At 67.7% G+C, this 14,166-nt stretch carries 11 protein-coding genes, 1 tRNA gene and 1 rRNA gene; 5 read left to right on the forward strand and 8 right to left on the reverse strand.

Annotation, left to right across the window (positions count from 1 at the left end; genetic code table 11):
• Window positions 1–2: 2 nt before the first annotated feature.
• Complete coding sequence (locus GD628_RS13990) at window positions 3–1,661, reverse strand: class I adenylate-forming enzyme family protein (RefSeq protein ID WP_152275134.1); 1,659 nt, start codon at window positions 1,659–1,661, stop codon at window positions 3–5.
• Window positions 1,662–1,678: 17 nt separating this feature from the next.
• A complete protein-coding gene (locus tag GD628_RS13995; RefSeq protein WP_152275135.1) occupies window positions 1,679–2,521 on the reverse strand; it encodes an SDR family oxidoreductase in 843 nt (280 codons plus the stop codon).
• A 268-nt stretch (window positions 2,522–2,789) separates the two neighbouring features.
• On the opposite strand from GD628_RS13995, the gene GD628_RS14000 reads away from it, so the two are divergent.
• Window positions 2,790–3,149 (forward strand): cupin domain-containing protein, encoded by a 360-nt coding sequence (locus GD628_RS14000; protein WP_091608604.1) that lies wholly within the window; start codon window positions 2,790–2,792, stop codon window positions 3,147–3,149.
• 81 nt (window positions 3,150–3,230) lie between these two features.
• Window positions 3,231–3,824, forward strand: coding sequence for a TetR/AcrR family transcriptional regulator (locus GD628_RS14005; RefSeq protein WP_152275136.1), 594 nt, complete (start codon window positions 3,231–3,233; stop codon window positions 3,822–3,824).
• Window positions 3,825–3,923: 99 nt separating this feature from the next.
• Here GD628_RS14005 and GD628_RS14010 read toward each other — a convergent pair whose 3' ends face one another.
• Window positions 3,924–5,075, reverse strand: a complete 1,152-nt coding sequence (locus GD628_RS14010) for an RsbRD N-terminal domain-containing protein (protein WP_152275137.1) — start codon at window positions 5,073–5,075, stop codon at window positions 3,924–3,926.
• A 124-nt stretch (window positions 5,076–5,199) separates the two neighbouring features.
• Between GD628_RS14010 and GD628_RS14015 the strand changes: the two genes are divergently transcribed.
• A complete protein-coding gene (locus GD628_RS14015; RefSeq protein WP_152275138.1) occupies window positions 5,200–6,519 on the forward strand; it encodes an ArgE/DapE family deacylase in 1,320 nt (439 codons plus the stop codon).
• Between the two features lie 147 nt (window positions 6,520–6,666).
• Here GD628_RS14015 and GD628_RS14020 read toward each other — a convergent pair whose 3' ends face one another.
• Both GD628_RS14020 and GD628_RS14025 read right to left on the reverse strand, forming a co-directional pair.
• Window positions 6,667–7,311, reverse strand: a complete 645-nt coding sequence (locus GD628_RS14020) for a response regulator (protein ID WP_091608615.1) — start codon at window positions 7,309–7,311, stop codon at window positions 6,667–6,669.
• Window positions 7,299–8,810, reverse strand: coding sequence for a sensor histidine kinase (locus tag GD628_RS14025; protein ID WP_152275139.1), 1,512 nt, complete (start codon window positions 8,808–8,810; stop codon window positions 7,299–7,301). The genes GD628_RS14020 and GD628_RS14025 overlap by 13 nt, the downstream gene beginning before the upstream one ends.
• Before the next feature lie 143 nt (window positions 8,811–8,953).
• On the opposite strand from GD628_RS14025, the gene GD628_RS14030 reads away from it, so the two are divergent.
• On the forward strand, window positions 8,954–9,709 hold the full coding sequence (locus GD628_RS14030) for an ABC transporter ATP-binding protein (protein WP_152275140.1): 756 nt from the start codon (window positions 8,954–8,956) through the stop codon (window positions 9,707–9,709).
• Between the two features lies 1 nt (window position 9,710).
• Window positions 9,711–12,170, forward strand: a complete 2,460-nt coding sequence (locus tag GD628_RS14035; protein WP_193313285.1) for an ABC transporter permease — start codon at window positions 9,711–9,713, stop codon at window positions 12,168–12,170.
• A gap of 72 nt (window positions 12,171–12,242) precedes the next feature.
• On the opposite strand, the gene GD628_RS14040 is transcribed toward GD628_RS14035, so the two are convergent.
• The 3 genes from GD628_RS14040 to rrf all read right to left on the reverse strand — a co-directional run bounded on the left by GD628_RS14040 (window position 12,243) and on the right by rrf (window position 13,275).
• Window positions 12,243–12,330, reverse strand: a tRNA-Ser gene (locus GD628_RS14040).
• Window positions 12,331–12,396: 66 nt separating this feature from the next.
• Window positions 12,397–13,044, reverse strand: coding sequence for a TMEM175 family protein (locus GD628_RS14045; protein ID WP_152275142.1), 648 nt, complete (start codon window positions 13,042–13,044; stop codon window positions 12,397–12,399).
• A gap of 114 nt (window positions 13,045–13,158) precedes the next feature.
• Window positions 13,159–13,275: ribosomal RNA gene (gene rrf, locus GD628_RS14050) — 5S ribosomal RNA — on the reverse strand.
• Window positions 13,276–14,166 lie beyond the last annotated feature (891 nt).

Here is a 14,166-nt window from a genome sequence, read left to right on the forward strand (position 1 = left end):
CCTCATTCCGTCGCCACCGAGGATCCGGGAGCAATGAGCCGCCCGGCGCTGTGGTCCTCCACAGCTGTTTCGGCCAGTTTGAAGTGCATCTTCTTGCCGGTGGCGGTCAGCGGCACCGAGTCAACGAACCGGTAGGCGCGGGGGCGTTTATAGTCGGCCAGGCCGGGATGGGCCAGGCAGAATTCCTCCAGGGCGTCCGCCGTCGCGGCCCCGCTGCGCGGCACCACATAGGCCACCACGCGCTGGCCCCACTGCGGATCCGGGACGCCCACCACCACCGAATCCAGCACCTCGGGATGCTCCGCCAGCACTCCCTCGACCTGCACGGGGTGGATGTTCTCGCCGCCGGAAATAATCATGTCGTCCTTGCGGCCGAGGATGGTCACGAACCCGTCCTCGTCCCAGGTGGCCATGTCCCCGGGATAGAGCCAGCCCTCGAAGAACTTCTCCTCCTCCACACCGGGCAGGTTCACGTAGCTGTACCCGGCCTTCGGCGAGCGCATGATCACTTCTCCGGCCTCGGTGCCGTCCTGCGCCGCGAGTTCATCCGGCCGTCCGCGCCGGTCCGGAAAGACCCGAACGACGGCGACGTCGTCATCCGTGCAGGACCGCCCCGCGGTGCCGGCCCGGGCGGGCAGGTCCTCCGGGCGCAGGAACGTGTTCCAGAACGCCTCGGTGGTGCCGTAGCCGTTGAAGATCCGCGGCGTGAGCAGCTCCTGGTACCGCAGGGCAGCGGCCCGGTCCAGCGGCGCCCCCATGGTCACAATGCCCTTGAGCGTGGAAATGTCCCTCGGCTGCTTCTCCTGTTCCGCGGCGATCATTTCCAGCGTGGTGGGCGCGCCGATGAGGAACGTCAGCCCGTATTTCCCTACCCAGTCCAGCACGGTGGCAGGGTGAAAGCTGCGCAGCGGCACTACTCCGGCCCCGATGTAGAAGGACGGATTCGGCCCGCCGGAGTGCAGGCCGCCGCGGTGGAACCACGGGGTCATGTTCAGCGTCCTGTCCTGCGGGGTGAGCGGGAAGTGCATGATCACGTCATGCGCGCTCATCAGTTCCGCCAGCGACGGCAGGGACACCCCCTTGGGCATCCCGGTGGTCCCCGAGGTGTAGAGCCGGGTGGACTCGTCGTAGGCGGAGTAGTCTGCCGGCAGGTCCGGAACCGGCCCGGACGCGCCCTGCAGCGCGGCGTCGAAATCCTCCCAGCCCGGCGGCAGGTTGGCCTCCCCCACCACCAGGACCTGCGGGGAGATCCCCGCCAGCTCCAGTGCCTGTGCCGCGGAGGCCGCGCACTCGGCGTCGACAATCAACACCGACGGTTCACTGTCCCGCAGGATGTGCGCGGTCTCCCCCGGGGCGAGGCGGTAGTTGACCGGCACGCTGATTGCCCCCAGCCGGTGCGCGGCCAGGTACAGCAGCGCGAACTCGACGCCGTTGAAGAGCTGGTACATCACCCGGTCCCCGGCACGCACGCCGCGTTCGGCGAGCATCGCGGCGCAGCGTTCGACGTCGGCGCCCAGCTGCGCGTAGGTCCACTCGCGTCCGGTGGGCGGATCGATCAGGGCGACGGCGCTGCCGTAGCGGGAGACGTTCCGCCCGAACCCGGCACCGTAGGTCATCTGGGATTCGAAGTAGTCCTTGAACCGGCCTGCGTCGTACGGCATGGGTTCCTGTCCTTTCCTCAGTTCTCCGCCTGCGGCCGCCGCGGGCGCTCGGGAAGTGCAACGGGTTCGGTGGTGTCGCCGAAGAACGGCGGGGCGATCACGGACAGGCCGCCGTCCACGGCCAGGGACTGCCCGGTGATGTACTCCGCGCCCGGAGAGAGCAGGAAGTCCACGGTGGCGGCCATTTCATCCACGGTTCCGGGCCTGCCCTTGGGGATCCGGGAGACCACGCTGTCCATGGGTGCCATGCCGTCCATGGTGTAGAAGTACTCGAGCGAATCGGAGTCGATCAGCCCGCCGTTCACCGCGTTCACGTTGATCCCGTAGCCGGCGAACTCCACCGCCATGAACCGCACGAAGGACTCGACGGCGGCCTTGTAGGATCCCAGCGCCGCGTAGGTGGGGAAGGCCCGCACGCTGCCGTAGCTGGTCAGCGCAACGATCCTGCCGCCGTCGTCCATCAGTTTCACCGCCTCCTGCGCGCCGAGCACGAAGGGCCGCACGTTCACGGCGTAGGCACGGTCCAGGTGGTGGGTCTTGAGGTCAACCACCTTCTTGAAGGCGGCCGCGGCGGCGTTGTTCACGAAGAAGTCCAGGCGCCCGTACCCGGCCGCGGCGGCGTCGAACAACCGGACAATGTCCTCGGGGTTCTCGATGTCCGCCTGCACCGCCAGCCCGCCGCCGCCCAGCCGCTGCAGTTCGGCAACCGTTTCCTTGGCCAGGTCAGCGTTCTTCCGGTAGCCGACCACCACCTGCGCGCCCTGCGCCGCGAGGCGCTCGGCGACCCGCCGGCCTATGCCGCGGGACGCGCCGGTGACCAGGGCGACCTTGCCTTCGTAGACGGGCTGGCTGGCTTCCACGGGCAACCTTCCGCACCGTGAACCCGGCGCCGGCGTCTCGATTTCGGGCTGGGCTCCCGGACGGGTGTTCGGGAACCGGGTGGGAACGCGCGACGCCGGTGCTCCCGGCAGGCTGGCAGGTCCCCTTGGTCCGTAAATCGTTATCCCGTGCCCGTGCTGCGTCAAGGGTGGGCAGTGCGTAATGAAGTTGGCGGCGGTGCAACGGATCAGTACCTTGAGAAAACCAATATCGAAATATTGGTTTTAGCAGACTACTCAAGGAGCCCGCATGGCAATCGTCCGCACTATCGCGCAGGTTGAAGAGTCCGAGAAGGACGTGGAACCGCTCGCGCTGCCACTGGCCGATCCGCTGGGCGCGGACATCGAAACCAAGACCTACAACCTGTTCTCCACGGATGAGGAGAACATCCATGCAGGGACCTGGGAAACCGCAACGGGCCTGTCCCGCTGGGACTTTGCCGACGGCGGCGAGGTCATCTACGTGCTCGGCGGCCGCATGACCGTCCAGCGCGACGGCGAAGAGCCGCAGGAAGTTGGCCCGGGAGACCTGGCGGTCTTCCCCCAGGGCTGGACCGGCACCTGGAACGTGACCGAGGCGCTGTCCAAGGTCTACGTCATGTACAGCTAGGCCGCTTGCGGGCCGGAGCGGGCGCGGGTCCGTAAAGTTGGGGAGGGCGGCTGCACCCGAGCCGCCCGGGATGGAGACGGAATGGCCCGCGGCAAAGAGCTGAAGAAGCGCGCGATCCTCACGGCTGCCCTCGAATGCATCTCGAAGAGCGGTTATGAGGCAACCCGGCTGCGGGACGTCAGTGACGCTGCGGGGGTGTCCATCGGCATCATCCAGCACTACTTTGGGACCCGCGAACAGCTTCTGGGTGAAGCCCTCGGGCACGCCAGCGGCGAGCTGCTAGAGCACTTCGCCGCCCTCGATGACGCACTGGGCCCGTGGGACCGGCTGCGCGCGATGATCGGCGTCGTCTGCGGGATGCCCAGCCTGCACGGGCGCGGGCTGCTGTGGCTGGAAATGTCCAGCCTGGCCCGCCGCCATCCCGAACTGCGCGAACGCCTGGACAGCGTCTACGAACTGTGGGACGGGCACATCCGCGCCGCCGTGCAGCGCGGCGCGGACGACGGCTCGCTCGGCGTTCGCCCCGGTTCGGTGGACGACCTCACCGCCATCTTCCTGGCTTTCTTCGACGGTTACGAATACGAAATCGCGTCCGCACTGGTTCCCGATGATCCGGCCGTGCTGGAACGCCGCGCCCTGCTGCTGGCCGAGCGGCTGTTCCGGCCAGTCAGCTGAGGCGCCGGGTCAGCTGAGGCGGCTCGGCTAGCTGAGCCGGCTCGGTTAGCTGAGCCGGCCCGGTTAGCTGAGCCGGCCCGGTTAGCTGAGCCGTCCCGGTTAGCTGAGCCGTCCGTGTGCTGCCAGCAGCAGCCTCAGGAGGCCGGCGTCGTCGGGCAGCGTGGGGTTGAGCCCCGTCAGGGCGGTGAACCTGCGCAGCCGGTTGAGGATCGTATTGCGGTGGCAAAACAGCGCCGACGCCGTCCGGGAGATGCTGCCGCTGGACACGAGGTGGAAAGCGGTCTGCAGCAGATACTCGACGTCCTGCTCCGGCTGGCTGAAGAGTCCCTCGAGCTGCGAGCCGGCCACGATGCGGAGCTCCTCCGCGAACTGGCCGTCGGGAAGGGCGGGCCACTGGCCTGCGAAGGTGGCTGCGGTGCCGTCATCCGGAACCAGCTTGGCCAGTCGCGTCGCCAGTTTCCACATCACCGAGAGCTGCTCCATCCCCACCGCAAAGGGCGCGACGCCAACCGGTGCTGCCGCGAGGAGGTTCCGGTGGGCGGTGGTCAGGGCCGCGTCGTCGAGCAGGGCAAACTCTCCGCCGTCGAGGCTGTGCAGCCGGGTCCGGGGATCGATGGCACGGACCGCGTTCCGAAACTCGTGCCCGTACCCGGGATGCGCCGCGACCACCAGGTACTTGCCGGTGAGCCGGAGCCCCAGCTGTGCGGCGGCGTGGCTGTGCAGCCCGGGGTCATCCACTGCCGCAACGAGCAGGCGGCGCAGCACATACGTTTGCTCAATTTCGAGCTCCCGGTTCATGTCCGCCAGTTCGGCAATGTACCCGGCCTGGACGTTGCTGACATGGGTCTCGATGGTGTCCCAGACCGAGACGACTTCCTCGGCAAAGGCCGCCTGCGCGGCGGCGGGCACCTGGACGCGCATGGCCCGCCACAGGAACGGAAAGTCAAGCCGGACCGCCCGGAGCAGCGAATCTAGGGGAACGCCCTGGCGGGCCCGGCGCCGGCCGATGTTCTCGCTCACCGCCTGCAGTCCGCCGGTGTCCGCGGACCCGGCAAGCACTCCCAGCATGTTCTTCAGGGCCGTGGCGGCTGTCCGGTGCAGGTCCTCACGCGGGATGTTGGACTCGGAGTACCCGGTGAGTGAACTGAGTTCCTCCACATAGGAATCCGCCAGACCCGGCAGGCCGGCCAGGCACCCTTCGGCTGCCCGGCGGATGACAAGACTCGGTTCGGCACTGCCCTCAGTATGCATGAGCACAGTCTAGGCCCCATTTTGGGGCACAATTTCCCGTGGTCGGCTGGGCAGTTGACGACATGATGGCTTACAGTTGCCTAACACCCGGCACACCGCATGAACCGATTCGGAGCAACACAATATGGACTCATCCGCGAACGGAACCCCGGCCGGCACAGCACTGCCCCAGGATGCCCGGGACAGGATTCTCGCGGCGGTGGACGCCGCCTTCGACAGCCAGCTGCGCTTCACGCAGGAACTGGTCCGTCACCCCTCGCTGCGCACACAGGAGAGCGGCGCCCAGCAACTGCTCTTTGACGCCATGCAGCAGCGGGGCCTGGAGATGGACCGCTGGGAACTGGATACCGAAGAGCTCTCCGCGCACCCCGGCGCCGGTGCCGTTACCGTTTCCTACGACGGCGTGGCCAACGTGGTGGGCACGTGGCAGCCGGGCGTTGAGAAGGGACGGTCCCTGATCCTCAACGGGCATGTGGACGTGGTTCCGGAAGGGCCGAAGTCCCAGTGGACAGCGGATCCGTGGGACTCCTACGTGAAGGACGGCTGGCTTTACGGGCGTGGAAGCGGCGATATGAAAGCCGGACTCGCGGCGAACCTTTTCGCTTTCGACGCCGTCCGGGCGGCCGGCTATGAACCCGCCGGACGGATCCATTTCCAGTCCGTGGTGGAAGAGGAATGCACCGGCAACGGTTCCCTCGCGGCCCTGCTGCGCGGCTACACGGCCGACGCCGTCATCATCCCGGAACCGGAAGAGGACATGCTCGTCCGCGCCAACGTCGGCGTCATCTGGTTCCGGCTGGAGGTGGCCGGTGAACCCACGCACCCCCGCGAGATGCAGACCGGTTTCAACGCCATCGACGCCGCCTATCACGTGGTGGAGCGCGTCCGTTCCCTGGAAGCCGAGTGGAACACCCAGCGCGGATCGCACCGCTACTTCGAGGACCTCCCCCACCCGATCAACCTCAACATGGGCGGAATCCGCGGCGGGGACTGGCCCTCCAGCGTTCCGGCCTGGTGCCACGTAGACCTTCGGGTTGCCCTGTACCCCGGCACGTCCGCGGAGAGCGTCTGGCAGCAGATCACCGGCCTCCTCGACGGCATCGAGACAGACGGGCAGGGCAACCGCATCCGCGCCACGGCGGTGCGGACGGGATTCTTCTCCGAGGGGTACGTCCTGGAGGAAGGCAGCGACGCCGAGAACGTCCTCGCGGATGCGCACCGGAACGTGTTCGGCAGCGACCTGCAGTCCTTCACCACCCCGGGCTACCTGGACGGCCGGGTCTTCACGCTCTACGGCAACACGCCAACGCTGGTCTACGGGCCGGTCTCCGAGGCCATCCACGGTTACGACGAGAGGGTGGACATCGAATCCGTCCGCCGCATCACCAAGTCGATTGCGCTGTTCATCGCCGAATGGTGCGGCCTCGAGGACGCCGCGCACTAACCCCCCTCCCGTTTCCCCAGCCCGGCCCCACCCCCATCCCCGATCGCTCCATCCGCCGAGAGGGCAGTTACGGCTCTTTTGCGGGCCGAAACGAGCCGTAACTGGCCTCTCGATGGTGGGATGGATGGGGATCGGGGTTGGCTGGAATCAGGAGCGCAGGTACGCCAGCGTGGCCAGGACCCGGCGGTGCCCGGTGTCCGACGGCGCCAGGCCCAGTTTCGCGAAAATGTTGCCAATGTGCTTGCTCACCGCGGTCTCCGAGACCGAGATAGCCTGCGCAATCGCGGTGTTGCCCAGACCTTCCGCGACCAGTCCCAGCACCTCGAACTCCCGGGGTGTCAGGGAGCGGATGGGGTCCTGGTTCGAACGCCGGCTGAACAGCTGGGCAATAACTTCCGGGTCCATCACCGTGCCGCCGCCGGCAACCCGGCGCAGCGCGTCGACAAAATCCCCCACCTTCCCCACCCGCTCCTTGAGCAGGTACCCCACACCCTGGGCGCCGGAACCAAGCAGCCTGGAGGCATACCTGTCCTCCACATAGGCGGAGAGGACCAGCACGGGGAAATCCGGCACCCTGGACCTCAGCTCCAGCGCAGCTTTCAGCCCCTCGTTGGTAAAAGTGGGAGGCATCCGGACATCCAGCACCGCGGCGTCGGCGGTGCCTGGCTCGAACACTGCCAGCAGTTCATCCGCGTTGTCCCAGGACCCTGCAACCTCGAATCCTTCCCCCTTCAGCAGCAGCTCCAGACCGGCGCGCAACAGGGCATCATCTTCGGCAATCAGAACGCGCACGGCAGTTCCACTCTCACTTTCGTTGGTCCTCCCTCAGGGCTGCTGAGCACCAGCCTGCCCCCGAACGCGGCTGCTCGCCGCGCGATTCCGGCCAGTCCGGTGCCCGACCCGCCGTCAACAGTACCGACGTCGACGGCGACCGGGCCTGAGGCGGTCCCGGCCGCGGTCGCGGTCGCGGTCGCGGTCGCGACGGCTGGCTCGACTCCGGCCTCAGCGTCCGCGGACCCGGCACCAGGAGCGGCCACCGTCCCGGCGGCAGGCCCGGCGGCGGTCCCGGCACCAGGAGTGGCCATCGTCCCGGCCTCAGCGCCCGCGGGCCGGGCACCAGCGGCTGAACCCGTTCCGGCTCCGGCGCCCGCCGGGGACACGGCAGCCCCGCCGCGCCCGTCGTCGGTCACTTCAACCACCAGCACATCTTCCCGGGGCGTTGAATCGGTGCGCAGCACCACCTGGATCCGGGAGGCACCGGAATGCTTGGCAGCGTTGGTCAGCGCTTCGGCCAGGACAAAATACGCCGCGGATTCAACCGCTGTCGGCGCCCGCAGCAGGCCGTCCACGTCCAGGCTGCAGGGAATGGGAGACCTGCTGGTCAGTGCCGAAGCCGCTCCGCCAAGTCCTAGCTCGTCCAGCACGGGCGGATAAATGTCATGCACGGCCGCACGGAGTCCGGCCAGGGCCTCCGACGCAGCATCCTGCGCCCGCTCAAGAAACGGCACAGCCGCAGCTGGATCCGTCTCGGCGGCACGCTGTGCCAGCCCCAGCATCATGACCACTCCCACCAGCCGGTTCTGTGCGCCGTCGTGCAGTTCCCGTTCGATCCTCCGCAGCTCGGCGGCATGGGCGGCGAGGGCACTCGCGCGGGCTGTGGAGAGGTCCTGGATCCGGCGGGAAAGTTCGTCGTAGCGCCGCGGGGAGAGGATCGCGAGTGTTCCCTCGCTGAGCCGGCGGGCCATCCACGGCAGCAGCAGCCAGGCTAGGACGGCGTAGGCGACGCCAAGCAGCATGCCCAGGAACGCATTCGGCCAGCTGGTAATGGTGATCGTCATTTCCAGCGGAGCATCCGCCGGAAACAGCACCCACAACGGAGACAGCAGCAGGTACAGCAACGCTCCGACGGGCAGTGCAATGGCCAGCGCACCCGCCAACAGGGCAAACGCAGCATGGAATAGCAGCCAGGACAGATCCCGCTTGGTTTCCGGCGCCGTCACGAGCGATGCAAGCTCCCCAAAGGAATACCGCCCGCGCAGGCGCCGGCGGTCAAAGGGAATCAATGCCCCCGCAAATCCGGCAGCCCTCCCCTGCGCACGAGCCGCCAGCAGGTCCAGCGTCCCCAGCACGGCGGGAAGCGCGTACAGGCCAATACCCAGGGACAGGAAGGGCAGCAGCACGATTCCGGCCACCAGAATTCCCAGGGAAGCCAGCCAGTACACGCCCTCGCGCAGCAGGAAGACCGCATCCGCGGCGCGGGCCCGCAGGCCGGCTTGGGTTGGCCATCTCATTTGCTCGATTATGCCGGAGCATCCGGTGCCTGTCGGTATAGCCAGCTACACCATGAACTGGGCTGCTGGCTGTATCGGAACCGAATCCTCCGCTGCGTAGCGTCGAAACCAGTTATCCAGCCACCGTTCAAAGGACACCGCCCATGTACTCCGACTCGACCCAATTCAACGGTCCGGCAGCCCTTGAGCTGACCGGCGTCTCCAAAAGCTACCGCTCAGGCAGCACCGCCGTCGCGGCCCTCCGCGGCGTATCGCTGGCGGTGCCGGCCGGTACCTTCACCGCAGTAATGGGCCCGTCCGGGTCCGGCAAGAGCACGCTGCTGCAGGCCGCGGCAGGCCTGGATGTGCCCGACGCCGGTCAGGTGCGGTTGGGCGGCACGGAGATATCCCGGCTGCGGGGCAAGACGCTCACGCGGTTCCGGCGGGACCATGTGGGCTTCGTTTTCCAGTCCTACAACCTGCTGCCGCAGCTCTCGGTGACGGCCAACGTGACGCTGCCGCTGCTGTTGGCCGGACGCGGAACGGACAGTGCCTGGCTGGCGTACGTGCTCGACGCCGTCGGGCTGGACGGCCTGGACGAGCGTAAACCGCAGGAGCTCTCCGGCGGACAGCAGCAGCGGGCCGCGATAGCCCGGGCCCTGATCACCCGCCCGGACGTGGTCTTCGCCGATGAACCGACCGGTGCCCTGGATTCAGGCACAGCCCGGCAGGTCCTGGAGCTGCTGCGGCACACCGTCACCGCCCTCAACCAGACCGTGGTGATGGTGACCCATGACCCGGTGGCAGCCAGCTACGCGGACACCGTGGTGTTCCTCGCCGACGGACGCATTGACGGCAGCATGGACGGCGCCTCCGCCCGGGACGTCAGCGACCGCCTCGCCTATCTCGGAAGGAACTGACATGTTCGCCCTTGCCAAAGCATCCATCCGTCACCACCGAGGCGGGTTCGCCGGTGTGTTCGTTGCCGTCTTCCTCGCTGCTGCGCTCATCACGGCCATGGGCGTGCTCATCGAATCCGGGCTGCGCGGCGGTACCGCAGTGCAGCGCCTGCAGGCGGCCGACGTCGTGGTGGGAGCGCCGCAGTCGATTCCGGTTCCCGAAGACCTTCCGGCAGTCTTTCCCGAACGCGTCCTGCTGGCCGGTGAAACGGTCCAGGACATCGAGGCCGTGCCCGGCGTTCGGAGCGCCGTCGGGACCGTGGAGATTCCTCTGGCAACAGCAGACGGCCAGCCTGTCCTTGCCGCTGCCTGGGACTCCGCTGCCCTCGCACCGTACACCCTGACCGCTGGAGAGGCTCCGCAGGCTTCCCGTGAGGTGGCGGTTGACCCGTCCTTCGGCGCGGAACCGGGAAGCCGCATAACCCTCAGCCACGGAGGCGTCCGCACCGAGTACACCGTTACCGGCATCGTGGCCCCGCCGGCAGGACATACTGCTCCGGCAGCCTTCCTCAGCACGGCCGGTGCGGCGGCACTGTGGCCGCACGGGGACGCGGTTGCGGCCGTGGGGGTCTTCACCGAGCCCGCAGCCAACCCGAAGCAGGTGGCCGCGGACATCGAGGCGGCAGTTTCCGGCGTCGTCACCTACACGGGGAACGCGCGCGGAGACGTAGAGAACCTGGGCGGAGCCGGCGCCCGGTCCATGCTGCTGCTGCTCAGCAGTTCACTGGCCGGTGTGGCGGTCATGACGGCGGTGTTCGTGACTGCCGGAACGCTGTCCCTTTCCATCTTTTCCCGGCGGCGCGAGTTCGCCATGCTGCGGGCCATCGGCGCCGGGACGGACCAGACCCTGGGCCTGGTGGTGCGCGAAGTCCTCCTGGTCTCCACGGCCGCGGCTGTGATGGGAGCGGTTCCCGGATTCTGGCTGGCGGGGTTCCTCGGCCGGCAGTTCACGGGTGCGGGAGTGATTCCGGAAGGCTTCGAGCTCTCCTACAGCCCGCTTCCCGTAGTGGGTGCCGTCCTGGTCAGCGTTGCGGCCGCTGTCGGCGCGTCCCTGGTCTCCGCCCGCGGCACGGTCCGGGCAGCACCGGTCACCGCGCTGCGTGAAGCGGTCACCGAGTCCGGCCGGCTGAGCCGCGGACGCGTTCTCACCGGGCTTTCCCTGCTCGGTTTCGGTCTGCTGGCAGCCCTGCTGCCCGCCGCCGTCCCCGGAAGCGCGGGCCTGACCGCAGCGGCGTCGAGCATTCTGCTGCTGGTGATCGGTGCGGGCATGCTGGGACCCTGGATTGTGGCCGGGGCCCTGAGGCTGGCGTCCCCGCTGCTGCGGCACAGCAGGTCAGCTCCGCTGGTCCTGGCCGGAGCAGGAGCGGAGGCGTTTCCGCGCCGGCTCGCGGCCGGAATCGTGCCGCTTGCCCTGGCCCTGGCCCTTGGGTCCGTGCAGTTCTTCCTGCCGGAGACAGTTGAATCCGAAGCACAGCGCCAGGCCCGCGACGGCGTCGTGGCCGGATACGCGGTCAGCGCGCCCGCGGGCATCTCCCCCGAGCTGGCGGACGCGGTCGCCGAACTGCCCGGTGTGGAAAGCGCGACGCCGATGGCTCAGTCTGCGCTCCTGCTCCAGACGCGTTTCCTGGGCCTGGACGACGGCGTGCAGCCCGTCGGCGTGCAGGGTATCGCGCCCGAGAACCTGGACAACGTGCTGGACCTGGGCGTTCGCGAGGGATCACTGGACCGGCTCTCGGAACCCGGAACGGTGGCGGTCAGCATCGATCTGGCGCGGGAAAACGGTCTGGCCCCCGGGGACTCGTTCGGGTTCCACTTCGGCGACGGAGCTGCGGCGGACGCCGTCGTCGTCGCGACGTACGAACGCGGGCTCGGCTTCGGCGACGTGATCATGGACAACGCCGCACTGCTCCCGCACACCACCACCGGGCTCAACACGCAGTTGCTGCTGGCAGCTCCGGAAGCCGACGCCGGCAGCCTGCAAACTGCGGTCGAAACCCTGGGCCTGTCCCTCCTGGACCGTGCTGAACTCGGAGCGGCGGGAGCTGCGGAACGCGGTGCGGAATCGTGGGCGAACGTGCTGGCGATGCTGATCCTGCTGGGCTATCTGGCCGTGTCCGTGGGCAACTCGCTAATCATGTCCACGGCGCGGCGTCGCCCGGAGCTGATGCTGCTGCGCAGGCTCGGCGCGACCGACGCGCAGCTGCGGCGTATGACCGGCGCCGAATCCGCGCTGATGGTGGCTGCCGCCGTCGTCGTTGGGACTGTCCTGGCCCTGCCGCCGCTGATGGGAATCGCCCTGAACGTTTCCGGAGAGCCGCTGCCCACGATCCAGCCGCTGGTGTACCTGGCGTTGGCGGGCGGGGCGGCGCTGCTCGGCATGGGCGCGGTGTCCGTGGCGACCCGCTTCGCCCTGCGGCCGTAGCAGCGGATCTACCCGGACAAACAGAAACGCCCCGGTCTTGGACCGGGGCGTTTCTGGTGATGATTTCTCATCTGGCGGAGGATGGGGGATTTGAACCCCCGAGGGCGTTAACCCAACACGCGTTCCAGGCGTGCGCCATAGGCCGCTAGGCGAATCCTCCAGGCTTTGCTCGTCAAGAGCAGATATAAGACTACCGGACATTGAAGCAATTACCGAATCGGCGGTGTCATGCCCCGCCGGCCGCATTGCGCCGTCGGCTCCCAACCAGCCGGAGGCCCAGGTTGATCACCAGGATGGACAACCAGGAGTACTCCGCTGCAGAGGGACTCACGAAGGCGATGGGAATCGAGAGGATGAAGACGGCGGGGGTGATCGGTGCACGGACGCGGGCGTATTGGAGCAGGCCCGGGTTCACATCGTCCCGGAACAGCCCGTGCCGGCGGCAGTAGGACCACATCAGCGTGTTGACCGAGCCGGTCAGCCCAAGCGCCGCCGCATAAATAACGACGCCGAGGCTCGTGTCATCGTGCAGCGCCAGCATGTCCGTGGCATAGGCCAGCAGCGCCACAAAGAACAGGAGGAGCAGGTTCAGCCGCTGCAGACCGCCGGTGAAGCCTTTGAGGAGGCGGAACAACCGGTGGTGGCTCAACCAGTAGGCGCCGGCAACCGCGAAAGAGAGGGCGTAGGCGAAGAATTCCGGGCGCTGCTCCAGGATGGCCTGGCCCAGCTGGTCCGGTGGAACGTCCGGCGCCTTGATGTCCACGGCCAGGAGCGTCATGGCAATGGCGAATACGGCGTCGCTGAAGAACATCGTGCGTTCGGTGTCCGGCCCGGAGTCGAGCCCGCGCTTGAAGGAGCTGCTGTTCTCCGTCATTTACCCAGTCTGTTCCCCTTGTCCGGGGCGGGGTAGGCCTGGTCCTGCGTACAGGCAGGGGAGAAACAGAAAAGGACCCGTACGACTTTGTACGGATCCTTTTCCTTACGGTATGTCCGGCGGTGACCTACTCTCCCACACCCTCCCGAGTGCAGTACCATCGGCGCTGTGGGCCTTAGCTTCCGGGTTCGGAATGGGACCGGGCGTTTCCCCCACGCAATGACCGCCGTAACCCTTTATCCTCGCTTTCGCGGGAAAACCTGGGTCACGCGCCGCTTCGCTTTCCGTTTCCGGATCCCTCTACGGCGGTGATGCTCTACTATCTTACCCTGTTTTTTGCGGTGCTTTGACCACGGGTTGTGGGGGGCCGGTCGCGGATGGGGGGCGGGGTGGCCTGGGGGTTTTGGCCGCGCCGGCCGGGGTCTGGTCCGGCCGGGGTTGCGGTGTTTCTTTAAGCTGCGGCAATGCTGCGGGCCGATATTCGGTGGCGCCCCGGCCAGAATGCACGGAGTCCGAGACTCAGTGCAACACCCTCATCCGACAACAGCCTGGCCCCACTTGGTTTCCCAGCCGTCGTGGCCGATGTTGCTCCTGGGGGTCCGCGGGGCCCGTGGTTCCCACCCGCCGTGACGGTGGTTCCCAGTCGTCGTGGCCGGTGTTGCTCCTGGGGTCATGTCCCGACGGCGGTTCCCAGTCGTCGTGGCCGGTGTTTCCGATGGGGTTCCGCACCGCGGTGGTTCCCAGCCCTCGTGACCGGTGGTGCCTGGTGTGGTCCCGGAATGGGGCAGGAGTCACAGGGACTGGGAACCCCGGCCCGGCCGGCTGTTCCAGTCCCCATATTTCCGGCCAGACCCCGAGGGCCGGGAACGGCTGGTTAAACACGGAAAGGGCCCGCACCAGGGTGCAGGCCCAAAGAACACACACGATCAGCTCGGGCCGCCGGCCCCGGTACCCGCACCCGCCGGTCACGACCCGGGTGTCCCGGCCCGCAAAACCGGTGGTGTTAAAGCAGTTCAGGCCCCGCAACCCTGCGGGGCCTGAACCTGTAATGATTGTCCGGCGGTGACCTACTCTCCCACACCCTCCCGAGTGCAGTACCATCGGCGCTGCGGGTCTTAGCTT

Origin of the sequence: Arthrobacter koreensis (genome assembly GCF_009193255.1) — a bacterium.
In the GTDB taxonomy this organism is placed as follows: domain Bacteria; phylum Actinomycetota; class Actinomycetes; order Actinomycetales; family Micrococcaceae; genus Arthrobacter_B; species Arthrobacter_B koreensis.

What these genes read in the sequence shown, in the direction of transcription:
- GD628_RS13990 (WP_152275134.1), bottom strand. Translation starts at nt 1,661, where the DNA reads ATGCCGTACGACGCAGGCCGGTTCAAGGACTACTTCGAATCCCAGATG.
- GD628_RS14000 (WP_091608604.1), top strand. Translation starts at nt 2,790, where the DNA reads ATGGCAATCGTCCGCACTATCGCGCAGGTTGAAGAGTCCGAGAAGGAC.
- GD628_RS14005 (WP_152275136.1), top strand. Translation starts at nt 3,231, where the DNA reads ATGGCCCGCGGCAAAGAGCTGAAGAAGCGCGCGATCCTCACGGCTGCC.
- GD628_RS14010 (WP_152275137.1), bottom strand. Translation starts at nt 5,075, where the DNA reads ATGCATACTGAGGGCAGTGCCGAACCGAGTCTTGTCATCCGCCGGGCA.
- GD628_RS14015 (WP_152275138.1), top strand. Translation starts at nt 5,200, where the DNA reads ATGGACTCATCCGCGAACGGAACCCCGGCCGGCACAGCACTGCCCCAG.
- GD628_RS14025 (WP_152275139.1), bottom strand. Translation starts at nt 8,810, where the DNA reads ATGAGATGGCCAACCCAAGCCGGCCTGCGGGCCCGCGCCGCGGATGCG.
- GD628_RS14030 (WP_152275140.1), top strand. Translation starts at nt 8,954, where the DNA reads ATGTACTCCGACTCGACCCAATTCAACGGTCCGGCAGCCCTTGAGCTG.
- GD628_RS14035 (WP_193313285.1), top strand. Translation starts at nt 9,711, where the DNA reads ATGTTCGCCCTTGCCAAAGCATCCATCCGTCACCACCGAGGCGGGTTC.
- GD628_RS14045 (WP_152275142.1), bottom strand. Translation starts at nt 13,044, where the DNA reads ATGACGGAGAACAGCAGCTCCTTCAAGCGCGGGCTCGACTCCGGGCCG.